General features: G+C 65.0%; 15 protein-coding genes. 11 read left to right on the top strand and 4 right to left on the bottom strand.

Annotated features, from left to right (window positions below):
- Positions 1 to 115 precede the first annotated feature (115 nt).
- The 7 genes from tssL (at position 116) to ACVMIM_RS08475 (ending at position 11,833) form a co-directional block, all read left to right on the top strand.
- Positions 116 to 1,645 (top strand): type VI secretion system protein TssL, long form, encoded by a 1,530-nt coding sequence (gene tssL, locus ACVMIM_RS08505; RefSeq protein ID WP_476111570.1) that lies wholly within the window; start codon positions 116 to 118, stop codon positions 1,643 to 1,645.
- Entirely contained in the window at positions 1,645 to 5,172 is a 3,528-nt protein-coding gene (gene tssM / locus ACVMIM_RS08500) for a type VI secretion system membrane subunit TssM (RefSeq protein WP_476111569.1), read from the top strand. The genes tssL and tssM overlap by 1 nt, the downstream gene beginning before the upstream one ends.
- 117 nt (positions 5,173 to 5,289) lie before the next feature.
- Positions 5,290 to 6,069 carry a PP2C family protein-serine/threonine phosphatase gene (locus ACVMIM_RS08495; RefSeq protein ID WP_476111568.1) on the top strand — a complete coding sequence of 260 codons (780 nt, stop codon included), beginning with the start codon at positions 5,290 to 5,292 and terminating at the stop codon, positions 6,067 to 6,069.
- Positions 6,066 to 8,606 carry a serine/threonine-protein kinase gene (locus ACVMIM_RS08490; protein WP_476111567.1) on the top strand — a complete coding sequence of 847 codons (2,541 nt, stop codon included), beginning with the start codon at positions 6,066 to 6,068 and terminating at the stop codon, positions 8,604 to 8,606. The genes ACVMIM_RS08495 and ACVMIM_RS08490 overlap by 4 nt, the downstream gene beginning before the upstream one ends.
- A gap of 11 nt (positions 8,607 to 8,617) precedes the next feature.
- Complete coding sequence (locus tag ACVMIM_RS08485; RefSeq protein ID WP_476111566.1) at positions 8,618 to 9,109, top strand: DUF1036 domain-containing protein; 492 nt, start codon at positions 8,618 to 8,620, stop codon at positions 9,107 to 9,109.
- The gene (locus ACVMIM_RS08480; protein ID WP_476111565.1) at positions 9,106 to 11,544 is read left to right on the top strand and encodes a M23 family metallopeptidase; all 2,439 of its coding nucleotides are present in this window, start codon (positions 9,106 to 9,108) and stop codon (positions 11,542 to 11,544) included. The genes ACVMIM_RS08485 and ACVMIM_RS08480 overlap by 4 nt, the downstream gene beginning before the upstream one ends.
- A gap of 25 nt (positions 11,545 to 11,569) precedes the next feature.
- Positions 11,570 to 11,833, top strand: coding sequence for a hypothetical protein (locus ACVMIM_RS08475; RefSeq protein WP_476111564.1), 264 nt, complete (start codon positions 11,570 to 11,572; stop codon positions 11,831 to 11,833).
- Positions 11,834 to 12,033: 200 nt separating this feature from the next.
- Here ACVMIM_RS08475 and ACVMIM_RS08470 read toward each other — a convergent pair whose 3' ends face one another.
- A complete protein-coding gene (locus tag ACVMIM_RS08470) occupies positions 12,034 to 12,270 on the bottom strand; it encodes a polymerase (RefSeq protein WP_476111563.1) in 237 nt (78 codons plus the stop codon).
- Positions 12,271 to 12,720: 450 nt separating this feature from the next.
- The gene (locus ACVMIM_RS08465) at positions 12,721 to 13,257 is read right to left on the bottom strand and encodes an OmpA family protein (protein WP_040994244.1); all 537 of its coding nucleotides are present in this window, start codon (positions 13,255 to 13,257) and stop codon (positions 12,721 to 12,723) included.
- Between the two features lie 260 nt (positions 13,258 to 13,517).
- Here ACVMIM_RS08465 and ACVMIM_RS08460 point away from each other — a divergent pair, with 260 nt between their 5' ends.
- Complete coding sequence (locus ACVMIM_RS08460; protein WP_476111562.1) at positions 13,518 to 14,009, top strand: DUF6931 family protein; 492 nt, start codon at positions 13,518 to 13,520, stop codon at positions 14,007 to 14,009.
- A gap of 386 nt (positions 14,010 to 14,395) precedes the next feature.
- Here the strand turns inward: ACVMIM_RS08460 and ACVMIM_RS08455 are convergent, their stop codons facing one another.
- Together ACVMIM_RS08455 and ACVMIM_RS08450 are read right to left on the bottom strand one after the other, a co-directional pair.
- Positions 14,396 to 14,638: a hypothetical protein gene (locus ACVMIM_RS08455; RefSeq protein WP_476111561.1), complete on the bottom strand. Its 243-nt coding sequence runs from the start codon at positions 14,636 to 14,638 to the stop codon at positions 14,396 to 14,398.
- Between the two features lie 490 nt (positions 14,639 to 15,128).
- A complete protein-coding gene (locus tag ACVMIM_RS08450) occupies positions 15,129 to 17,678 on the bottom strand; it encodes a caspase family protein (RefSeq protein WP_476111560.1) in 2,550 nt (849 codons plus the stop codon).
- Positions 17,679 to 17,984: 306 nt separating this feature from the next.
- Between ACVMIM_RS08450 and ACVMIM_RS08445 the strand changes: the two genes are divergently transcribed.
- The 3 genes from ACVMIM_RS08445 to ACVMIM_RS08435 all read left to right on the top strand — a co-directional run bounded on the left by ACVMIM_RS08445 (position 17,985) and on the right by ACVMIM_RS08435 (position 23,301).
- Positions 17,985 to 20,720 (top strand): winged helix-turn-helix domain-containing protein, encoded by a 2,736-nt coding sequence (locus ACVMIM_RS08445; protein ID WP_476111559.1) that lies wholly within the window; start codon positions 17,985 to 17,987, stop codon positions 20,718 to 20,720.
- Positions 20,721 to 20,825: 105 nt separating this feature from the next.
- A complete protein-coding gene (locus ACVMIM_RS08440) occupies positions 20,826 to 21,926 on the top strand; it encodes a class II histone deacetylase (protein ID WP_040994237.1) in 1,101 nt (366 codons plus the stop codon).
- 25 nt (positions 21,927 to 21,951) lie between these two features.
- The gene (locus ACVMIM_RS08435; protein WP_476111558.1) at positions 21,952 to 23,301 is read left to right on the top strand and encodes an ABC transporter substrate-binding protein; all 1,350 of its coding nucleotides are present in this window, start codon (positions 21,952 to 21,954) and stop codon (positions 23,299 to 23,301) included.
- Positions 23,302 to 23,305 lie beyond the last annotated feature (4 nt).

Raw genomic sequence — 23,305 nt, 5'->3', positions numbered from 1 at the left:
TGTCGTGTTTCAGCGAGATGAGCCTTTCCATGCGGCCCGCCGCCGAGGCTCAGCCTGAAACGCGTTTTCCATGGCGAAGGCATGTTTGTCGCGCCGCGACGATGGATCGTCGCCAATGAGTTCGAAGGACGATCCCTCCAAGCCTGCGGATAAAACCGTCATCCGCGCATCCCGGCCGAAGCAGAGGCCGCTTGCGGTTCCCGAGAGGTCCAGTCCCGAAGGCGCACGGCCTGCTCCATCGCCTTCCCGCGAAGCGACAGTGTTCGACCCCGGCGGTGGCCGGCAGATGCCAACAGGGTGGTCGTCCGGAACCGTGCTCTTCCAGGAGCCGACCCCGGGAGCGGCCGCGAATGCGGCGCCGGGGGTGCAGCAGGATGCCCTGCTCGACGCCGCCGGCGGCGTGCGATATGCCGCGGCCAATCCGATCCTAGCCGCCGCGGCGCCGCTGCTGATGCTCTTCGGCCAATTGCGGCTGATGCCGATCGAACGGCAAGCAGCGACCCTGGCGGAGCGTATCGCCGACGCGATCGAGACCTTCGACCGCGCGATTGCCAAAGCCGGCGTAGCCGAGGAAGACGCGCGGATCGCCAAATTCGCCCTTTGCGAAACCGCCGACGATCTTGTCGGCAATCTGCCATGGCCGGGCAAGGACGGCTGGCTTCAGCATAGCCTGGTTGCGCAGGTCTTCCACACTCAACCGACCGGCGCCGGCTTCTACGAGGCGCTCAACAATATTCTTGCCAGGCCGGAAGCGCATTACGACCTGCTCGAGCTGATGCATGCCTGCCTGTCACTGGGTTTTGAGGGCCAGTATCGCGGGCTGGCCAAAGAGCGAAACATGCTCGAACACGTCCGGCGCGACGTCTACGACACACTGCGTTATTTCAAGCCGCGCGCTGGCGACGACGTCTCGCCGCGCTGGCAAGGCATGGCGGCGGCGTTGCCGAAGCCAAGGGCGCGGCTGCCGCTCTGGGCGGTGGCGGCCGCCGCGGCGACGCTGGTGACAGCGGCCTTCTTCGGATTGCGGGTGCTGATCACCGACGAAGGCGACGCGACCGCCGGTGAATTGCTGGCGCTCAATCCCTCGACGCCCGTTACCATCGAACGCGCCAGCGTGGCGGCGCCCACTGAGCCGGCGCAAGCCAGCCCGCCACCGCCCGCGGTCCCAGATACCGCCCAGATCGACCGCATCCGCGCCACGCTTGCCAAGGCGATCGCCGGCGGCGGGCTGAGCGTCGGCGAGAAGGGCGAATTCATCGTCGTCGAGATCAACAACCAGCTCTTGTTCGCATCCGGCCAGGCGGAACTGAAGCCACAGTTCCAGCCGGTCGCCGCCGACATCGCCACGGCGCTCGACGCTGAACCCGGGCCGATCCGGATCGTCGGTCACACCGACAATGTGAAGCCGAAGAAGTCGAGCACGTTCAAATCGAATTTCGATCTTTCCGTCGCTCGCGCCAAGGCCGTCCAGGCGATGATGGCCATGCAATTGAAGGACCCGACGCGCCTCAGTGCCGACGGCAAGGGCGAGGACGAGCCGATCGCCGACAATGGCACGGCGGACGGCCGCGCCAAGAACCGCCGCGTCGACGTGATGATCCCGAAACAGGAGACCCTGCAGACCAGCGCGGAGAACGGCGGCTGATGCGCTGGTTGCTGCGGATCTTCAGCTTGGTTGCGCTCGCCGGTTTCTCGGCGGCGGTCTGGTATGCCGGGCCGTTGATCCGCTTTGCCGATATGCACCCGCTTGGGCCCGTGTGGCTCAGGGCCACGATCATCGGCGCCACCGTTGCGGTGCTCGCGACGTTTTACGGGCTCCGCTTCTGGTGGCGGCGCAAAGCCCAAAAGGCGCTCGAAACGGCAATTGTGCGCGGCGACGATCGCAACGACGATTCCCAGGTACTGGAAGCGCGCATGAGCGAAGCCATCGCGGCGCTGAAGCGGACGAGCGGCAAGCGCAATTTCCTCTATGACATCCCCTGGTACATCATCATCGGCCCGCCAGGCGCCGGCAAGACGACCGCGCTGGTCAATTCCGGGCTGAAGTTCCCGCTTGCCGGCTCCGGCAACACGCAGCCGGTGGCCGGCGTCGGCGGCACGCGGTCCTGCGACTGGTGGTTCACCGACGAGGCGGTGCTGATCGATACGGCCGGCCGCTACACCACGCACGAGTCGGACCGCGAGCGCGACAAGGCGAGCTGGCTTGCCTTCCTGGGACTGCTCAAGAAACACCGCACCCGGCAGCCGATCAATGGCGTCATCCTCGCCATCAGCCTTGCCGACCTGATCGGTTTCGACGACCGGCAGCTCGACGCGCATGTCACCGAGATCAGAAGCCGCCTGCGCGAATTGCACGAGACGCTGAAGATCCAGTTCCCGGTCTATCTGCTCTTCACCAAGGCCGATCTCGTCTCCGGTTTCATGGATTATTTCGGCGATTTCGACGAGGCGCGCAGACGCAAGGTATGGGGCGCGACATTCCAGACCGCCGACCGCACCAAAAACATGGCCGGCGAAGCGCCGGCGGAATTCGACGGGCTGGCCAAGCGGCTCGCCGAAGAAATCGCCGACCGCCTGCAGGAAGAACCAGACCCGGTGGCGCGGATCGCGCTGTTCGGTTTTCCTGCCCAGTTCGGCGCGCTGAAGGACCGCATAATGCAGTTCGTCGGCAGCCTGTTCGACACCTCGCGCAGCCAGGTCAATGTCAGCCTGCGCGGGCTCTATTTCTCGTCGGGCACCCAGGAAGGCACGCCCTTCGACCAGGTGCTGGGCGCGATCGGCCGCAGTTTCGGCAGTGCTTCGCAAGCGCATCTCTCCGGCTCCGGCAAAAGCTTCTTCCTGCACGACCTGCTGACCAAAGTGATCTTCCCGGAATCGGGCTGGGTGTCCTTCGACCGGGCGGCCGAACGCCGCGTCCGGCTCGCAAGGTTCGGCAGCCTGGCCGCGATCGCGCTGGCAGCCGTGGCGGCGCTCGGCGTGCTTGGCCTCAGCTTCTTCGCCAACAAGCAGCTGATCGCCTCTACAAGGCAGGCCATGGCGCATTATCGCGACAGCGCCGATAGCCTACTCAAGAGCACGACAGTGACCGACGTCGACCTCGAAAATGTCATCGGTCCGCTCGACCAGTTGCGCAACCTGCCGGCCGGCTTCGAAAACGGCGACCAGGGAAAGCCGATCGAGGAGATGTTCGGGCTCAGCCAGCGGGAAAGGCTGCTGTCGGCCTCCAAGGCCGCGTACCGGCAGGCGCTGGAACGAACCTTCCGCTCCCGGCTGCTGGTGCAGGCCGAACGGACGATCCAGGCCAGGATGGCCGATCCGGTCGCGCTCTACGAGCCGCTCAAGATCTACCTGATGCTGGGCGGCAAGGCGCCGAAGGTCGACGACGAGCTGATCGTCTCATGGATGAAGCAGGACTGGGAGGAGAACCGGTACCCAGGCGAGAACAACCGCGAAGGCCGCGCGCAGCTCGAAAAGCATCTGCGCGCCATGCTTTCGCTCGACGACGCCTACGATCCGACCTTCGCGCTCAACCAGCCGCTGGTCGAGGCCGCGCAGCGCTCGCTCGGACGCATGAGCCTCGCGGACCGTGCCTCGGCACAGATCAAGTCGGCGGTCTACGCGGCAAGGCTGCAGGATTTCTCCATCGCCGCGAAAGCCGGTCCGGAGGCGCAGCTGCTGTTCGAGCGCACGGATGGCAGCGAGCTCGCCGATCTTCAGGTCCCCGGCCTTTACACGCGCGCCGGTTTCAACCGCTTCCTCCTGCCGCAGCTCTCGCGCATCGCGCAGATGCTCGTCGACGACCAGTGGGTGCTCGGCGGCGGCGGCGAACAGGGCGGCATCGACCAGGACCTGCCCAGGCTCGGCCCGGAGCTCATCGATCGCTATGGCAAGGAATTCGCCGGCGCTTGGAACGGGGTGCTCGACCAACTGAAGCTCAAGGCGATGCTGAAGGACAAGCCGCAATATCTGGCACTCTCCGCCCTCGCCGCTCCGGACTCGCCTCTCGACAAGCTCTTCACCGCAATCGCCGATGAAACCGCGTTGACCAAGGACGACTCCGCCGAAGGCGATACCGGCACGGCGCAGCAGGATCCCGCCAGCATGGCCAAGGGCCTCGCCCGCATCGGCCTGCAGATCGCCGGCGGCAAGTCGCAGAGCCGCGCCGGCGCAAGCTCGGCCGTTGCGCAGAATGCCGGCGCGGGCGTCGAGGCGCAGTTCCGCTCGTTCCAGGCATTGGTCAGCGGCAATCCCGGGCGCCGGCCGCTCGATGCGCTGATGCAGAACTTCCACGACATCTTCCAGAGCCTGAAGCTCGCGGCCGATGTCCCCACGCAGAGCGAACGCGTCAACGCCAATCTGCAGCTGCAGATCTCGACCTTGCGCGCCAATGTCTCGCGCTTGCCCAAGCCGCTGGCGCGCATGGTCAACGCGGCGGCGGACGAGCTCGAAGGCAATGTCGCCGAAACTTCCGTTGCCAACCTCAACCAGAGCCTCGACCAGACGGTGACGCGCGCCTGCGAGGAGGCGGTCAACGGCCGCTATCCCTTCACCCGCGACAGCACGGACGAGATCTCGATGGCGGATTTCACCAAGCTGTTCGCGCCGGGCGGCCTGATGGACCGTTTCTTCGCGCAGAACCTTGCGCCGCTGATCGACATGACCGGCCAGGAATGGACCTGGAAGCCGGACGCGCGCTCCAGCCGCGACCTGGCCAAGTCGACCTTGAAGGCGTTCCAGGCTGCGGCGGAAATCCGAAGCGCCTTCTTCCCTTCCGGCGGCTCGGTGCCCTCGGTCTCGATCACCATCACCCCCACTTCGGTGAACAGCGAAGTCGACAGCGCCGTGCTCGACGTCGACGGCCAGACGGTCCAGAGCGCGCAGGCCGGCAACGCGCCGAGCATCGTGACATGGCCGAGCGGCGCCGCTTCCGGATCGGCGAGCCTCAGCCTCCTGCCGGAAATGCCTGGACGCGAGTCCGCGCTCAAATTCGAAGGGCCGTGGGCGTTGAAGCGGCTTTTCGACAAGGCGACCGTCACCGGCGACGGCGCCAGCACCGAGGCGCGTTTCGTAATCGGCGGACGCGATGTCGCCTACACGATCCAGGCCGGCTCGGGGGCCAATCCCTTGTTGCTGCCCGCCTTGTCCGGCTTCAGCTGTCCGAAGGCGTTCTGAGATGGTCGGCTCCAGCCTTCATTTCGGTACTCTAATGTACACGCTTATGGCAGAGTGGCGTGGGCACGCGGCCCATGGCTGGTCACAGAGGACGCCGGCTGAGCGTTTGGTGGCAAATTGAGCACTGTCGCTTTCCCCATCGACAGCTTCGGCGTGAGCCACCAGGGCTGCGTGCGCGATCACAACGAGGACAACTACCTCATCGAACCGCAGACCGGGCTCTGGGTCGTGGCCGACGGTATGGGCGGGCATGAAGCCGGCGAAGTCGCCTCGGCCAGCATCGTCGACCACCTGGCGACGATCGGCATCGCGAGCTCGGCACCGGACCTTCGCGCCCGCTTCGAGGACCGGCTCAGCCGTGCCAACGCCGAGATCCGCGATATATCGCGCTCGCGCGGCATCACCATCGGCTCCACTTTCGCCGCCTTGCTTGCCATGGATGGGCGCTTCGCCTGCCTGTGGGCCGGCGACAGCCGCATCTATCTCGTGCGCAACGGCTCGATCTTCCAGGTTTCGAAGGATCACACCGAGGTGCAGGAATTGCTCGACCGCGGCATGATCAGTGCTGAGGAGGCGCGCAACTGGCCGCGCCGCAATGTGATCACGCATGCGGTCGGCGTCAGCGACGAGCTCGAGATCGATTTCCAGCAGGGCGAGCTGATGGCGGGCGACATCTTCGTCCTCGGCACCGACGGGCTGACCGCGCATGTCAGCGACGCCGAGATCGAGGCCGCGGTCAGGTCCGCCACGCCGCGCACGGCATGCCAGAACCTCTTGGATACGGTGCTCGCGCGCGGCGGTACCGACAATGTGACCATCGTACTCGTGAAGATCGGCAGCGGGCACAGCGGCGCGCACCATTCGGATCGGTCCGGAGCGGAGGCCGTGGCCAGATGAGCGACGACGACAAGACGCGGATCGCGGCGAATGTCACACATGCCGGGGTCGGCACGCAGCTCAGCGGCATTTATGAGCTCGACGAGAGGATCGCCTCCGGCGGCATGGGCGAGGTCTATCGCGGCCACAACATCCAGACAGGCGATCATGTGGCGATCAAGATCGTGCTGCCCGAATTCGCCCGCGACCAGACGATCCTGTCGCTGTTCCGCAAGGAAGCATCGATCCTCAACCATCTCTCGCACGAAGCGGTGGTGCGCTACCACGTGTTTACGATCGATCCGGGGATCGGCCGACCCTATCTTGCGATGGAGTTCGTGGACGGCCAATCGCTGTTCGACATCATGCGGCGCGGGCCGATGCCGGGCGAGGATGTGCGCCGGCTTTGCCATCGCCTCGCTTCGGGCTTGAGCGCCGTGCATCAGGCGGGCGCCGTCCACCGCGACCTCTCGCCGGACAACATCATCCTGCCCGGCGGGCGGGTCGAGCGCGCCAAGATCATCGATTTCGGCATCGCGCGTTCGGCGACGGTCGGCGGCGAAACGCTGATCGGCGGCAAATTCGCCGGCAAATACAATTACGTCTCGCCGGAACAGCTCGGCCTCTATGGCGGCGAGGTGAGCGAGCAATCCGATATCTACAGCCTCGGGCTGGTGCTAGCCGCGGCGCTGCGCGGAAAGCCGCTGGACATGAGCGGCTCGCAATATGAGGTCATCGAGAAGCGCCGGAGCGTGCCGGACCTGTCGGATATCGATCCCGATTTCCGCGAGCTCATCGAAGCTATGCTGCAACCGGATCCTCGCGACCGGCCGGCCAGCATGGCCGAGATCGCCAGGGCGACGCGCGGCGAGGATCTCGAGCCGACATTGCCGCCGCCGGTGCCGTTTGGCGCGCGCGAGCGCTCCGGCCTGCCGCGCGCCGGCTGGACGGCGTTGCCGGACACCAAACCGCAGCCGCCTTTGCCTCAAGGCAAGCCGCGCTTCGTTGAGCATGTGCGCCCAGCATATCTGTCGGAGCCACGGCCCGCGCCGACTGCCCCGCCGGCCAGCGCGCCCGCACCGGCTGAGCCGCAAAAGGCCTCCCGGATGCCCGCCTTCGCCGGCGGCGTCGCTGCGCTTGCCGTCCTGGCGGCTGCTGGCCTTTATTTCAGCGGCGTCCTGGCGCTGCCGCCTGTAACGGAAAAATCCAAGCCGCTGACGCCGAAGCCGGCCGCCGACGCCGGCAAACCAGTGGCCGAAGCACAGCAACCGGTGGCGCCGAAACCTCAGACCCAGGCTCCGGCCGCGCCTCAGCCGCAGGCGCCGAAACCTGACAGCGCCGCCATAGGGACGGCAAAGCCATCCGCCCAACCCGATGCGGAGGTCAAGACACCGGTCGAGCAGCCGACGCCGCCAGCCACCCGGCCGGAGAGCGACGCCAAGAGCCAGGCGCATCTCCCACAAATCGAGACCAAACCCGTGCAACTCCCGGCGCAACAGTCGCCGACGCCTGCGCCGGCTCCCCCGCCGGAGGCAGCGGAAAGCCAGAAGCCGGCGCAGCCTGCAAGCGAGCCGGCGGCCAAGGCGCCAGAACCGACCCAGACCGCAAAAAACCAGCCAACGCAGGAAGCTAATCCGCCGGCGGCCAAGCCCAGCGTGAAAGACCTCGTGGACAAGCTTTCCAAGTTGCCCAAGCCGGCGGCTTCCCCGCCCCCGGCTTCGCAAAGCCAGGCATCGGCGCAGCCAGCCCCTCCGCCGGCCGAGCCGAAAGCGCAGACCTCGACAGCCAGCCAGCCGGAAACCCCGACCGCGCCAACCCAGCCAGCGCAGCAACCGCAGCCGCCAGCGACCAAGCAGACCAACAACACCGATGTCGCCATCAATGTGCCCAAGCCGGCGCTCCCGTCATTGGAAGAAGACACGGCCAAGTGGAACGACCAACGCTCCTGGGTACGCGATTTCAGCGGCGGCAGCTGTTTCTACGCGAACGTGACGTCGGGACCTGGCGCCACCCCCGCGATCGAGGGATACGGAACGGCGGTGCAGCCCTTCGAACAATTGCTCAGCGATTTCCAGACGAAGTTCCATGTCGAGCCGGACATCAGCGTGCGCCTCATCACGCTCCCCCAGTGCGGCGTGCCCACTTTCCTTCGCTACCTCGACCGGAGCTCGGCTGCGAAGCCACAGCTTGTGCTGGATCGGACATCTGTCCCGGACGGCTCGCCGGTCAGCGGCGCGCTCTATACGGGCGGCGGGCTGATCTCCAATATCATGCTGATCGATCACAAGGGCGTCGCCTTCAACCTCGACGACCGCATGGTACCGCAAACCGACAAGGTCACTTTCAACATCCCGATCGGCCTTGCCGCCCCGGACAAGGTAGCCGGCCAGGCGGTGCCGCAGATCATGCTGGTGATCACCGGGCCCAAGGACATCCAGGCCGCCATGTTCTCCAGGCCGACACCGGCCTCGGAGCTGTTGCCCAGGATCCTCGAGGAGATCGAGGCCGACGGGTCGCAGTTCTCCGCCACGGCCACCTATTTCCGGCTTGGCGGATAGCATGAACGCCGATGGACCTTCGCCACCCGCGTATCTTGAGTCAGTCCTCGCCACGCAGGCAGCGTAGCCGGCTCCGGTTGCTTTTGCCGGGTCGCGTGACGCTTGCGGCGCTTGGCGCGGCGTTGCTCTCGATCCTTTCTCCCGGCAAGGCGCATGCCGAATTCACTGTCTGCAACCAGACGCTCGACGTCGTCAATCTCGCGGTCGGACAGAAAGTCGACAATGCCGACCAGACGGACGGCTGGTGGACCATCGGCGCCAACCAGTGCGTCAACGTCATCCGCGAGGAGCTGACCAACCGCTATATCTACCTCTACGCGACGGACGTCTTCGGCCACGCAATCCTCAACGGGTCGACCGAGATGTGCATCGACCGGCGGCGCTTCTCGATCCGCGGCATCGAGGAGTGCTGGCAGCGCGGCCATATCGCGGCGCGCTTCGTCGAGGTCGATACGCTCGAGCAGGTGCGCTGGACCTACTTCCTGACCGGAAGCAGCCCGTGACGCACTCAATCGATACGAGCTTCAAACAGAAGAAGCTGGCGCGCCTGGCCGAGCGCCGGCGCAGGCTCTGGCGCCGGACGCTTGCAGGCCTTGCCACGCTCGCCGTCCTTGCCACGGCCACCGGCTTCTACCTGACCAAGGACTATTGGTCGTTCGGCGACGAGGACGAAGAGCTGCATCCCGTCGAAGGCATGGAAGACTTGCCGCCCGACGCCTCGGTCTATGTGCCGGCGATCATCGATCTCGCCGGCGATCCGATGTGGATCACGCTCGCGCCCGATGCGGAGACCGCGACGAGAGGCAAGACCGTGGCGCGCCCGGCCGAACTCGACAGTTCAGGCGCCTCGCCGCAGATCGAAATCCTGTCCGACGTGATGCTGAGCGCCAGCGAAAAGTTCATGACGACCATCCCGTCGACGCAGGAGGATTTCGCCTTCTTCCAGGCGCAGCGGCAGGCCGTTCCCAAGCCTTCGTCAACGGCGCCCGACGATGCGCAACCAGCCCCATCCGCGCCGGCCGCGGCGCCGGGCGAGCAACAGGGCGATCCGCAAGGCGACCTGGAGAACGACCTCCAGGCGGCGCCGGACGAGAGCGAAGCCGGTTCAGCGCCCAAGGCCGACGCCGACGACCCCGAGGCCGGGTGGGGCGAGACCGTCGATCAGGGGGAAGCGGCGCTCCCGGCCTTCAAGAAAACCGCGATCGAGAACAACACGACCGTTGCGACCGTCACCAGCGAATATCGGCGCTTCGAGGCGACCGAGGACACTTTCGTGAAGATCCTCAACGACCGCAGCCTGGACAGCGTGGCGCTCGACGCGCACTTCTCCGCCGATGACGCGAAGCTCGCCGGCGAGGCGCTGAAGACGCTTTTCAATCGCGACGTGCTGGAGTCCGGCTTCGTGGTGGCCATGCGCGGGTTTCGGCCGAACCGCGAGACGACGACCATGTCGCTGATGCAGGTCTCGATCTACGCCAAGAATGTCTATGTCGGCACGCTGACGCGCAATGCGGCCGGCGCCTTCGTGTCGGGCGTCGATCCCTGGGTCCGCGAGGATCTGTTCAACTATTCCGGCACGTCCGACCAGGGCGGGCCGAAGCGGCAATACCGCCTGCTCGACGCGATCTATTCCACGGCCGCGCGCAACAAGGTGCCGACCAGCGTCATCGGCGAGGCGATCATGTATCTGTCGCGCGGGCAGGACCTCGACGCCTTCGCCAGCGAGGACCAGCGCCTGGTGCTGATCTATTCGCAGACGCCGCGCGGCCAAAGCGAGATTTCCGGGCGGGTGCTCTATGTCGGCGTCCAGGGCGCGGAGAAGAGCCTCGACTGTTTCGTCTTCCAGCAGAGCGACGGCCAGTATGCCTGTGTGACCGGCGACGATCAGGTTCGTTCGCTGACCGTCACCAACGGCATGGTCACGCCGGTCGCCGGGGTGATGACCTCGACCTTCGGGCCGCGCAAGCATCCGATCCTCGGCACGGTCCGGATCCATAAGGGCGTCGACTGGGCGGCGCCCGTCGGCACGCCGGTGATGGCCGCCTTCGACGGCGAGATCTCCTTCCAGGGCGATGGCGGCAGCTACGGCAATCTGGTGAAGATCACGCATGCCAACGGCCGCGAAACGCGTTATGCGCATATGCAGAAATTCGCCATCGTCAGCGGCGTCGGGACCAAGGTCAAGGCCGGCGACGTAATCGGCTATATCGGCACCACCGGGCTTTCGACCGGACCGCATTTGCATTTCGAGCTCTACCAGAACGGCGAGGCGATCGACCCGCTGGGCACGGTCACCGCGGTCGCCACCGCGGTCTCCGTCAGTTCCGGCGGCACCGGCGATGCCGCGGTCGAGACGCTGACCGACCGGATCGTGCATGTCGAAAGCGGCGGCAGCGCCCGCGCCAAGAATCCGCTTTCCTCGGCAACCGGCGCCGGCCAGTTCATCTCGAAGACCTGGATCCGGATGATGAACACCTATCGGCCCGACCTTGCCCGATCGCTTTCGACCGCCGACCTTTTGGCGCTCCGCTACGACGCGACGCTGTCGCGCGAAATGGTGCGCAACCTGGCGCGAGAAGGCGAAGCCTATCTGCGCGCCCGCGGCCACCAGATCACCGCCGGCCGGCTCTATCTTTGCCATTTCCTCGGCATGGAAGGCGCGGCCCAGGTGCTGGCGGCGCCCGGCTCGACGCAACTGAACGCCATACTCGGGTCGGCCGTCATCCAGGCCAACCCGTTCCTCACCGGCAAGACCGCGAGCTATGTGATCGATTGGGCCGAGCGGAAAATGGGGCAGAAACTGCCGCGCATGGCGACCGATCAGGGCCGGCCGACGACGACCGCCGAAGTCCGGCAGACGTCGCCGGAATTCGAAAAATACAAGCAGGCGATAACGGCGCTGATAGGTTCTATCCAGGATACGCAGGCACCTGGCTAACCGGGGCCTTTCGGTTCAGCAAGCAATGGTGTTTTTCGGCGCGGCGGGCTGGAACATTTCGGGGGATTCGGCGTTGCCGGCCATGGTCAAAAAGCAATCCAACGACAACGGTTCATACTTCGAATTCGACGTCATGCGCGAAGCGTTCAAGCGCTGGGTCGACGAGGATAAGGTTCCTGAAGAACAATGGCGGCCGCGCGCAACGAAGCTGGTTCGCATCGTAACCGGGGACGACTACGTCGACCCCAACCTGGTCGAATGGATCATGCGTAAAAAGCCCCAGCGCTGAGGGGGATCGGCGCCAGGGCTCATTGGGCATGGACGCTGTACCAGCATGACCGAACATCAGGCTGCGCTAATATCGTAAACGAGTGGTAAATCGCTTCGCCGTCCAGTGCGTTTCACCGTTTCATGGAAACGCGAAACGCCCTATTCCTTGTTTTGACGCAAGTCCGGGCGGAGAACCGCTCACACTTTCCTGGAATTTCTCTAATGCCGTGGAGGCCTCGGCCGTACAAGATGTCCGTCGACCACGTTGGGCAAATGCGGATGTGTAGTCGCCTTGATCGATCCCGTTGTGATCGCGTCGGCGGGCATGAGGATCACCATCTTTCCCTTATGGTGATCTGGCCAAATCGGCTGGGCGGCAAAAAAGAAAACGACCCCGAGAACACATGCCAGCAACAGGGCGGCGAACAGGTTTGCAATGATTTCGCCAAGCTGCATGCGGGCATTTCCTGACAAGGAAACACCCGCCGCTTCGCAGGTCGCGGCGGGTGTTTCTTCTTGCAATCGCAACTGACGATGAAGGGACGATGCTCGCCAGTCTGACATGGCAAATGAAATAGCCGACGGTTTGTTTCAGCCGATAGACCATTGCGCAGCAACATCCGACTTCGGTCGGTATCGAAGGTTGAGGGGCCGAGCACGAAGAGCCACCGACAGTCCCAGACAAGCGGGTGAACGCGGCATCCTTGCCGGTGACATACCTTGCCAAATCAGCTAACTGGCCCCACCGGAGACGGGCAGTGTCCACGGTCTCAGCGCCCATGTGTTCGATGAAGGCGGCGCTGATATTGCGGTGGCGGCGCGCAAGGAACTGATCGAGAATGCAAGCCCGGCCCATCGGCAGGGCTTGCATCAACGTTTCGCTATGAGCTGGTCGGCGCCGGCGGCCTATTCCGTCCTGATCCGCATTTCCACCCGGCGGTTGACCGGATCGTAGGGGTTGGCGACGCGCGGGTGCGACTTGCCGAGGCCGATCGCTTCGAGCCGCGCCGGTTCAATGCCGTTGGCTTCGAGGAAGGCGGCCACCGATTGCGCCCTTCGCTGCGACAGGTCCTGATTGTAGCGATCGGTGCCGGTCGCATCGGTGTGGCCTTCGACGACGAAGTTGAACGTGCTCAGCCGGTTGTCCTTCAGCGCCTTGGCGAACTCGTCCAGCTCGGCGCGCGCGGTCTGGTCGAGCTGGGCCGAATCCAGGGCGAAATTGATCATCATGTCGAGGCCGGCCTTCTGGGGCGGCGCCTCGTTCTTCGCGGTCTTGCTCTTGCACTCTTCCTCGGTGCCGACGCAGATGCCGCGCGACGCGCCAAGACTACCCTGGCCGGCGAAGAACTTCACGATGTCTTCCGATTTCTGAAGCGGATCAGCGTTAACGTGCGTTGAAAAAAGCACGGCCGCCAATGCCAAGGCTGAGCTGCCCCACCGCATGACCGTCACTCCTGTTAGAACGGGCCTGTTTGAACGGGTTTTCGCTGGCGCGGACTATATCAAATCCCGAAGCGATTGTCTGTGAACAAGCGCACGTTGCCAGCGGCTTTCGCCTGATAAAGGTGGAGGCTTGACCGGCGCTCAGCCGCGGGCTTGAGTGTTGTTCTGCCGGTGCTCGGGGTGTGGCGGCCATGGCCAATGAACTCGGATACAGAACGGCGAGGGATCTGTTTCTTGCCTGTCCCGCGATCGCCCGGGACATGAAATCGCCGGCCGCCGCCCAACCTCCGTTGGAATTCTGCCGCGCTTTGCTTTCCGGGCGCGTGCCGGAGGAAGCCGTCACGTTCTGTGCCTATCTCCTGCCCGAGCGCGCCGCGGTCTGGTGGGGGCATGAATGCCTGAGCAATCTCGCCGAGCTCCTCGCCGAAAGGGATCTCGAATTGTTGGCGCTCGTCAATGACTGGGTGGGCGAGCCCGGCAATCCCCGTCATCGAGCGGCGCTCAGCAGCGCCGTCGATCCGTCGCCGGCGACGCCGGCTGCATGGATCGCGCTGTCGGCGGCGTGGCGCGACCCGACCTTCGACATGCTGTCGACCGGATTTCCCGCCGCCCACGCCGTCAACGCCGGGATCCTGGCGGGGCTGGCGCGCGTCTCGACCGCGGACCGCTTTGGCGTGCTTTCCGCCTTCGTCGAAATGGGCATCCAGATGGTGGAGATGGAGGCGCAACGCCAATCGATCGACGCTTACTAGGGCAATTCCAGGAAAAGTGTGAGCGGTTTTCCGTCCGGAATTGCTTAAAAAACAAATGTATAGGGCGTTCCGCCGTTTCCGTGAAATGGTAGAACGCACTAGGGCGCCGCACCGGAATGCCTCTGATCCAGGGTCATTTGCATCCACCCTGCGCCCACCTGGCCAAAGCGACCTTGAAGCGGGTGCCGAGCGGATGCTGCAGGCGCAGGACGGAGACGTCGTTGGCGGCGAAGTTCTTCGCCTGCTCGCAAGGCGGGTCTCGTTCCACTGGTGACAGCCGTCGCAGGTGCTTGCCTTGCCAGACCGATTTGTCGAGGCCTTCGACCGGACTGAAAAGCGGTTCCCCCTTGATCGATTGGGCTATGCTCTTGCCGTCGATCGCCGGGTCACCGAACTCGACGGAGGCGATCGAAAAGGATCACAGCTTGCCGGTGATGTTCCTGATCTATCGTGTTCTTCTTGACCGATTGGTAGGTGAGCACCGAGGCGGACGGATCGAGCGTCCAGTTGGGCGCGGCGCTCGCGGTCTGCAATCCAGCGACCAGCAGGCTCAACAACGCGGCAAGGATCAGGCCGAAAGCCGCGGCTTTGACCCGCAGTTTTTGCCAGAATGCGACGACTTCGAACATGGAACGCCCCCCGCCAGGACAACCCGATCTCGATACCGGCACGCGGCGGGAAAGAGCACTTGTCCTTGCTTGGCGAGCGCTTATGGCTGCATTGAGCAGCAAAGTAAGGACAATCACCGTGCAATCGTCGGCCTTGAGTGCGCCGTATCATTCGAACGCAGCGATCCGCGTGTCAGCCCCCCCAACCGCCGCCACCTCCACTGCTGCCCCCGCTCCCGCCACCCCCTCCGCCCGCAGCGGGTATCACGGGGGGCGGAGTTTGAGGCGTCGCTCCCACCGGTTTGATCAATTTCTTAGTGACGACTTTCTTCGACTTGACCACTTTTGGCGCGGTCGTCGTGCGAACGACCTTCGTTCTGTGCTGCGCCGCCGGGGCCGGCTCGACCGTCGGCGTCACGGTCGTGCACCCTGCGAGCGCGAGAGCACCGGATAGAAATGTTGCGACGATTGCGTGTTTCGATGCCCAGCCCACCACATTGCCTCCTTGTGATCAGAACAAGTCCCGGCGCGGATTGGCTTGTTCCCAGACCGCCCTGGCCGTCTTGACCAGTTGATCGTCCAACGAGCCGTCGGCCGAAATCTTCGATTTGAGTTCGCCACGCATCTGTTTCAGAGCCGCTGTCTTCGCCTTTGCCCCGAATTTCGTCAGCGTGGTCCTTGCGTCCGGAATTTCATTGCGAAGGTCGAGCGCGGCCGCGAAGGCAAGGTAGCGCACGGCCACCGCCTGGTCCGCCTTGTCGCCTCTTTGCATCTCCAGCGCCGCGCGATCATACGCGGCCGACTGATCACCGCGGTCGGTCGCCAGCTCGAACAGCCTTTGCGCTTCAGCCAAATCCTGCTGCACGCCGACTCCGTCCCTGTACATGCGTGCAAGGCTGCCGGGGGCATAAGGCTGGCCGAGATCCATCGACTTCTGGAACAACGAGAGCGCTGTCTTGGGGTCCTTCTCGACCCCGGTGCCGGCGAGATAATTGCGACCGAGCAGGTTCATCGAATACATGTCCTGACGCTCGACGCCGGCCTTGAGGAATGCCACGGCGCGCGCCGGATCCGCAGGCACGCCGTTGCGGCCCTCGGTGAAGATCGCGGCGAGATCGTTCATCGCATAGGTATGGCCCATCGCCGCCGCCTTGAGCAGCAGGTCAAGCCCCTTGCCGGTATCGCGGTCGACGCCATAGCCGTTGAACAAGGCGCGGCCCCATGAGGTCATGCCATAGGGGTCGCCCTTGTCGGACGCCGCCGCGTAGAAAGCGTTGGCCTGCTTGCGGTTGGCTGGCATGCCCGTCCCGGTCGCGTTGAGGTACCCGAGCTCAAACACCGCGCGGACGTGTCCTTTGTCGGCAGCCTTCTGGATCGCCTTCTTCGCCTCGTCGACCTTGCCCGCGGCGAGCAGCGCCCGCCCGAGTTCGTAGTGGAAGCGGGCGACATCGGGATAGGCCTTCACCGCCGCCCGGCAGGCCTCCACCGCGCCGGCGCCGATCTCGTTCGGCAACAGGCCTGGGACGACGCCCTGCAGATCCAAGGGTTCGCCTGCCTGCGTGTCGCAGGGATCGACACTTGGCGAGAGTTTCATCGTCGCCGGCTTCGACGACCCGTTGTCAGCCGTGATTTCGAAGCCGACGATCAACGGTTTTGCGGCGCCGATCTGCGGTTCGTAGCGCAATTGGTCGACTTCATCGGCCATCAGGCTCGATTGAGGCGACAAGGTCCGATCCGGCAGGGACAGCGTCCCGGTTGCCGGATAGCTCGCGAGCTTCAGGCTGACGCCTGGATCCTTGGTCGGGACATCCAGCTTCAGCGGCACGGGGCCGACGCCGACCGGAATCTTGACGTCGCGGTTCTCGATCGCCTCGGCGGCGCCGGCGATATGGATGCCGCGCTCCACCACTTCCTGCTTCTGCTCGGATTCGAGCGAAGCCACGAGTTGCTTGCCCGCGGCACCCTCGCCGTTCTTGACCCGGAACACCAGTATGCCTTGCGATCCGCCGCCCCACTCGTCATGCGTGGCATAGGCCAGCATATCGACCTGATCCTCTGCGTCGGCGCCCTTCGGCACGTCCATCGCGAGCCGCGGCAAATCCTTGCCCTCTATCGGCTCACCCGTTGCGACCGGCTTGCCGTCCAGGATCAGACGCCCCAGCGCCGGCGGTCTTTCGATGCTGATGGTGACCGCCCCGCCATCGACGTCGACCGGTACCGGCAGGTCGAGCGCGACAGGCCCGACGCCCGACGGCACGGTCTTCTCCAGCACCGGCGGCAAAGCCGGCCGGCTGGCACGGCGCATCAGCACGACGTCGTCGATCAGCGAGGAATTCTCCCACGGAACCTGCGCGCCCTTGGTGGCCTCGACCACGTCGCGGCGCACGGCCGCCATCACCGAGCGTATCTCCTGGTTCGGCGCCAGCGCGCGGCGGGAGAAGGCGGATGAAAACGGGCTGAGATCGCCGGAGCCGTCATAGGCGACCGCGCCGGGTTCCGTGGCGAAGGCGATCAGCGTGTTCAGCGAGCTTTTCACCTGCGCAAGGCCGGTGCCGCCGGCCGCGATCAACTGGTCGCGCAGCCAATAATCCTTGCGCGGGAACGGGTTGTTGCGGCAGGCGTCGAGGATGATCACCTGGATCTTCGATCTGGCGCGCAATTGCTGCAGGACGTCATCGAGCTTGACCGCCTGGACCTCGATATCGGCCGCATCCTTGAGCGACGCGTCGACCGGGATCAGGAAATTCTCGCCGCCGATCTGAAAACCGTGGCCCGAATAGTAGACGACCGCCAGATCGGCGCCGTCGGCCGCCGAGAGATAATTGCGGAACTCCTTCTCGAACTGGAGCTTGGTCAGGTCCTTGGCGACGAACACATCGAAGCCGGCCAGCCGGAAGGTGTTCGACACGTCCTCGGCATCCTTGTCGGGATTCTTGAGCGCCGGGATCTCGCGGTATTCGGAATTGCCGATGACAAGGGCAACCCTTCGATCGGCGCAGGCCTGCACAGTCGTGAGGACCACGAGGATCAAGGCTGCAATCAGCGCGCAGCATCGCAGCATGGCAAAATCCCTAACTGCTATCACCCTGTCGGCCACAGAACGCAGCTTACGACATCGTGGTCTGTTAAAGACTTCACAATCCGCCAAAACGGCAAGGAAACGTGCCTGCGACAGTAAGGCAGGCTGCGCATCCAATGAACCGCTAAAATAACTCAGAGGCCCGGGCGCCGCAATGACCTGGGCGGCGTATCGCCGCTGTTTGGCGCAGCATCGCCACCAGCGAGCTACGCCCGCGTAGCCCGGCCATTGCCTCCGCGCCGCACGGCGCGTTTATTAAAAGCGCCGAAAGCAGCAGCCGAGAACCAGATGCTGATAGAGACGAAGCTCCAGCCGCCTTATTTGCGCGACGCCCTGGTTCAGAGGCCGCGGCTGCTGCGCACCCTGGACGCCGCGACGGCGGGAAAGCTGACGGTGGTGACCTCGCCTGCCGGCTTCGGCAAATCGACCCTGCTGTCACAATGGGCGGCCGGCATATCCGGCGGCATAGCCCAGGTCGCGTGGCTGTCGATCGACCGGCTCGACAATGATCTCGCCCGCTTCCTCAAATATCTCGCCGCAGCCTTCCACCGCGTCGATCCCGATATTGCCGGCAACGCGGAATCGCTGATCGACTCCAGTCCCGTGACCCCGGTCGATTCCATCCTCACCGCCATCATCAACCAATTGTCGCGGCACGCCGCGCCGATCTACCTCGTCCTCGATGATGCGCATCTGATCGTCTCCGGCGAGATCGCCGCCTGCATCAACATGCTGGTCGCCTATGCCCCGCCGGCCCTGCGCATCGTGCTCGCAACCCGCGGCGAGCTGCCGCTGGAGCTCGCCCCTATGAAGATGAAGGGGCATGTCGTCAGCCTCGGCGACAGCGACCTGCGCTTTTCGCTCGAGGAGACCGAGGACTATCTTGCCAATGTCTGCGGCCTCGATCTTGCCGTCTCGGCCGTGGTGGCGCTCCACCACAAGACCGAAGGCTGGCCGGCCGGCCTGCAGCTGGCCGCTTTGGCGTTGGCGCATGAAGGATCGAGAGAAGCCTTCATCGCCGAATTTTCCGGCAGCCAGCGCGACGTGGCGATGTTCCTGACTCACGACGTGCTCGCCCGCCAGGCGCCCGAGATCCAGGATTTCCTGCTCAGGACCTCGATCCTCGACCGCTTCTGCCTTGGCCTCGTCGAGGCCGTTTGTCCTGGACGGGACTGCGCCGCGGCGCTGGCGACCATCGAACACTCTAACCTTTTTCTCATCGCGCTCGATTCCACGGGACAATGGTTCCGCTATCACCATTTGTTCTCGGAATTCCTGCGCAACAGGTTGGATGCCTGGGCGCCGGAGGCACGCAAGGACTTGCATCGCGCCGCCGCCGCCTGGCTGGCGGCCCGGGGCCATATCTCCGACGCGGTCGACCATGCGCTTGCCAGCGGCGATGCCGACCATGCCGCGCGCCTTGTCGAGGAATGCGCCATGCCGCTCACCATGCAGGGCCACATTCCCAGGCTGACGGAGTGGCTGAACCAGCTCCCCCCCGAGCTGATCGCCGCCCGCCCTCGCCTGCTCCTGGCGCGCGTCTGGGCGCAGTTCCACATGAGCCGGCCGCGCCAGGCGGTCCGCATCCTCAAACAGGCCAAAACCCTTGTCGGGCAGCTATCCGAGCGCGGAGAGATCGACCGCGCGACCACGCGCTCGCTGAAGGCCGAGCTGCAGACGCTGACGGCTGGCGTCATCAGTGCCACCGACCGCTCGCGCACCGCGACCCGCGTCGCCTCGCGCTGGCTGGCGGATTTTCCCGAAGACGAGCCCTTCGCGCGCGGCACGCTCGCCAATATCTGCGCCTTCAGCCATTATTCGCTTGGCGAGCTGGACGCCGCGCGGCTGCGCAGCCTCGCGGCGCGCGACCATCACGCCGCCGCCAATTCCGTCTTCGGCATCGTCTATTGCGACCTCTTGCTGGGGCTGGTCGAGATTTCCGCCGGCAATCTCGCCGAGGCGCACCAATTGCTCGACCGCGCCTGCCGGCTCGCCCGCGAGCGCCTCGGGTCCGGTTCCTACACGGAGGCGATGACGGCGATCTTCCATGTCGAGCTCGCCTATGAATGGAACGACCTGCAGGGCGCCGAGCGCATCCTGCACCAGCACCGGCAGATCATCGAGGAATGCGGGCTGGTCGTGCACGAGATGGCCTGCAAGCTGCATCTGGCGCGACTCTCCGCCGCGCATGGGCGGCACGACGAGGCCATAGTCTTCCTCGAACGCGCCGAGCGGCTGGGCATCGAGAAGCGCTACCGCCGGCTGACGGCTGCCGCCTTGAACGAGCGGGTGCGGCTGCTCTTGTCGCGCGGCGACGTCCGCGCCGCCCGGCTAGCGCTGCGTTCGCGCGGCATTGAGCCTTCGGCCGAAAGCCGGCCCGCCCCGATCCATCCGCTCGACGAATACGCCCATATCGGCGCCGCGCGCGTGCTGATCGCCGAAGGCCACCCGGCGAAGGCCATCGCGGTGCTCGACCGTATCGCCGAACGCATGCGCCGCGACGGCCGCCTGCGCGGCTTCATGCAGGTGCGCGCGCTTGTCGCGATCGCCGCGCACAGCGCGGGCGAAACGCTGCTGGCCCTGGCGGCGGCGGTCGATGTCGTCACCCTGGCGCTGCCGCAGAATGCATTGCGCTCCCTCATCGATGAGGGCCTGCCGATGCGCGAGGTGCTCGAATTCGCCCGCTCTCGAATTCCGGCATGGTCGCGCAATTCCAGCACCGCCACCTTTGTCGACACGCTTCTGCGCGAACTGGACAAAACCGCGCCGGAACGCACGCGCCCGATAGCAGTCGCCGGGAAGAAGCAAATGCTGAGCAGCAAGGAAACCGATGTCGCCGCCCTGCTTCTGCGCGCCTACACCAACCGCCAGCTGGCCGAGACGCTGTCGATGGCGCCCGACACGGTCAAATGGCACCTGAAGAACATCTTCGGCAAGCTCGGCGTCTCAAGCCGGACGGAAGCCGTCCTCAAGCTGAAGGAAATCGGGCTCGACGGCTCAATGGAGCGTCATCTGGTCGGCTAACCACCCGAATGGGTGGGTCAAAAAACCCACCCGTTACCCGAAGGTGTCGGGACAGCGCTGATGTGGCGCGCAATCATCCAGCCGAGATATGCTGGGTGGAGCCGCATGGCGACTGGTTTCGTTTTCCACGAACTTTATCTTTGGCACAACACCTGGAACTGGGCCCAGGTCTTCCCGCCGAGCCTGACGGTTCAGCCCGGCACCCATGCGGAAAATCCCGAGACCAAGCGCCGCCTGCGCAACCTCCTGGAAGTGAGCGGCATCCTCGACCATCTGGTCACCATCAAGCCGCGACGCGCCACGGTCGAGGAGCTGTCGCGGGTCCACACGCCGGCGCATATCGCCAAGATCAGGGAGATCAGCGACCGCGGCTATGGCGACGCCAGCTCGCTGACGCCGCTTGGCGCCGGCAGCTATGAGATCGCGCTCCTAGCGGCCGGCGGCGCCATCAAGGCCATCGAAGCCGTCATCACGGGCCAGGTCGACAACGCCTATGCGCTGATCCGTCCGCCCGGCCATCACGCCACCGCCGATGTCGGCATGGGCTTCTGCCTGTTCTCGAACGCAGCCATCGCCATTCGGCATGCGCAGCAGCTGCACGGGCTCACCCGGATCGCGACCGTCGACTGGGACGTGCATCACGGCAACGGCACACAGGCGATCTTCTACGACGATCCGAGCGTGCTTTCGATCTCGCTGCATCAGGACAATCTGTTCCCGGCCAATTCCGGCGCGATCGCCGAGAATGGCGAGGGCAAGGGCAAGGGCTTCAACATCAACGTCCCGCTGCCGCCCGGGTCGGGCCCCGGCGCCTACGCCGCGGCTTTCGAGCGCGTGGTGATCCCGGCGCTGACGCGCTTCAAGCCGGAGCTGATCGTGGTGCCCTCCGGCTTCGATGCCTCCGGTGTCGATCCGATGGGACGCATGCTGATGAATTCCAGCGGCTACCGCAGGCTGGCGCGCATGCTGCTCGATGCGGCGCGCGAGCTGTGCGGCGGGCGCCTGGTGATGACGCATGAGGGCGGCTACTCCGAAATGTACGTGCCCTATTGCGGTCTCGCCGTGATCGAGGAGCTTTGCGGACACCGCACCGGCGTCGAGGACCCGTGGGACCAGCTGATGGGGCAATGGGGTGGAATGTCGGCGCAGCCGCACCAGACGGCGATCATCGACCAGGCGGCCGAACTGGTCAAAAACATAAACTGACAAAAAACTTGCAAGGGGAATCGAGATGAAGCGCAGTTCGAAACTCACCACGCCGAATGTGATTGCCGGCTCCCGCCGCAACTTCCTGATCAAGGGCGGGCTTGCGACCGCCGCGACGCTGACCGGCATGCCGGCCATGCTCTTTGCGATGAACAACGAGGCGCGCGCCGAAGGCGATCCGATCCCGGTCGGCCAGTGCGGCCCGACCACCGACTTCGCCGCCCCCGACGGCATCGAGTTCAAGAACGGTCTGACGCTCGCCTGCGAGGAGATCAACGCGCTTGGCGGGATTCTCGGCCGACCGCTTGAGCCGTCCTTCGAGGACACCGCGCAGATGGGCGACGCCACCAACGTGCAGGCGGCGCAGCGCCTTGTCGACCGGCACGGTGTGCATGCGATCCTCAACGGCTACAATATCGGCTCGGGCGCCGCGATCCAGGAGGTCGCCGCCGACAACGGCATCATCTATGTCCACTACGACACCACGATCGGCCACAACAATCTGGTGAAATCCAATCCGGACCGCTACTGGGGCTCCTTCCAGGGCGACCCCGCCGAATACTGGTATGGTCCCGGCTTCCTGAAGTTCCTGCAGCAATTGGAGGAAAATGGCGAGTGGAAGCGCAAGAACAACAAGATGGCGGTGATCCTGTCGGCCGGCGTCTATGCCTCCAACATCGCCAACGCGGTCAAGGAACAGGCCAAGAGCTATGGCTGGGACATCAGCCTGTTCGAGACTGTCAGCGTGCCCGCTTCGGAATGGGGACCGACACTGGCCAAGATCCGCCAGGATCCGCCGGCGGTGATCTGCATCACCCACTTCCTGCCCGCCGATCTCGGGCAGTTCGCGCTGCAGTTCGCCTCGAACCCGACGCCGAGCCTTATCTATATGCAGTACGGCCCGTCGATCCCGGCCTTCCGCGACATCGCAAAGCAGGCGGCCAACGGCATCATCTACGCGACCGTCGTCGGCGCGTTGCAGGACGACATCGGCACCGCCTTCGAGAAGCGCTACAAGGAAAAGTTCGGCCCGAATGCCGGCCACAATTCCGGCGCGCAGCCCTATGACGGCGCCTATGTCTGGGCGACCGCGGCGGCACTTGCCGGCGGCACGGGCGAACCCGGCAACAACGACCAGAACCGGAAGGTTGCGGCCCGGATGAGCGCAATGATATGGCGCGGCGTCACCGGCACGACGCGCTTCATGCCGCTCGAGAACGCCGCCTACACCTATCCGACCCAGGTCAACGATTCATCGCTTGGCATGCCGCATCAGTTTCTGCAGATCCAGGATTACACCAAGGGTCCGGGCCTGATCGCGCCGGCGCCATACGGCACGACCAAGTTCATGATGCCGCCATGGATCAAGGCATAGCCGT

The organism is Mesorhizobium sp. USDA 4413, assembly GCF_056280365.1.
Note: the sequence above shows the minus strand (reverse complement) of the source record. Positions and strands in the feature narration are given on the sequence as shown.

Excerpts from the sequence above, each read along its gene's own strand:
- tssL (WP_476111570.1), top strand. The coding sequence starts at position 116 with ATGAGTTCGAAGGACGATCCCTCCAAGCCTGCGGATAAAACCGTCATC.
- tssM (WP_476111569.1), top strand. The coding sequence starts at position 1,645 with ATGCGCTGGTTGCTGCGGATCTTCAGCTTGGTTGCGCTCGCCGGTTTC.
- ACVMIM_RS08490 (WP_476111567.1), top strand. The coding sequence starts at position 6,066 with ATGAGCGACGACGACAAGACGCGGATCGCGGCGAATGTCACACATGCC.
- ACVMIM_RS08485 (WP_476111566.1), top strand. The coding sequence starts at position 8,618 with ATGGACCTTCGCCACCCGCGTATCTTGAGTCAGTCCTCGCCACGCAGG.
- ACVMIM_RS08475 (WP_476111564.1), top strand. The coding sequence starts at position 11,570 with ATGGTGTTTTTCGGCGCGGCGGGCTGGAACATTTCGGGGGATTCGGCG.
- ACVMIM_RS08470 (WP_476111563.1), bottom strand. The coding sequence starts at position 12,270 with ATGCAGCTTGGCGAAATCATTGCAAACCTGTTCGCCGCCCTGTTGCTG.
- ACVMIM_RS08465 (WP_040994244.1), bottom strand. The coding sequence starts at position 13,257 with ATGCGGTGGGGCAGCTCAGCCTTGGCATTGGCGGCCGTGCTTTTTTCA.
- ACVMIM_RS08460 (WP_476111562.1), top strand. The coding sequence starts at position 13,518 with ATGAAATCGCCGGCCGCCGCCCAACCTCCGTTGGAATTCTGCCGCGCT.
- ACVMIM_RS08455 (WP_476111561.1), bottom strand. The coding sequence starts at position 14,638 with ATGTTCGAAGTCGTCGCATTCTGGCAAAAACTGCGGGTCAAAGCCGCG.
- ACVMIM_RS08450 (WP_476111560.1), bottom strand. The coding sequence starts at position 17,678 with ATGCTGCGATGCTGCGCGCTGATTGCAGCCTTGATCCTCGTGGTCCTC.
- ACVMIM_RS08445 (WP_476111559.1), top strand. The coding sequence starts at position 17,985 with ATGCTGATAGAGACGAAGCTCCAGCCGCCTTATTTGCGCGACGCCCTG.
- ACVMIM_RS08440 (WP_040994237.1), top strand. The coding sequence starts at position 20,826 with ATGGCGACTGGTTTCGTTTTCCACGAACTTTATCTTTGGCACAACACC.
- ACVMIM_RS08435 (WP_476111558.1), top strand. The coding sequence starts at position 21,952 with ATGAAGCGCAGTTCGAAACTCACCACGCCGAATGTGATTGCCGGCTCC.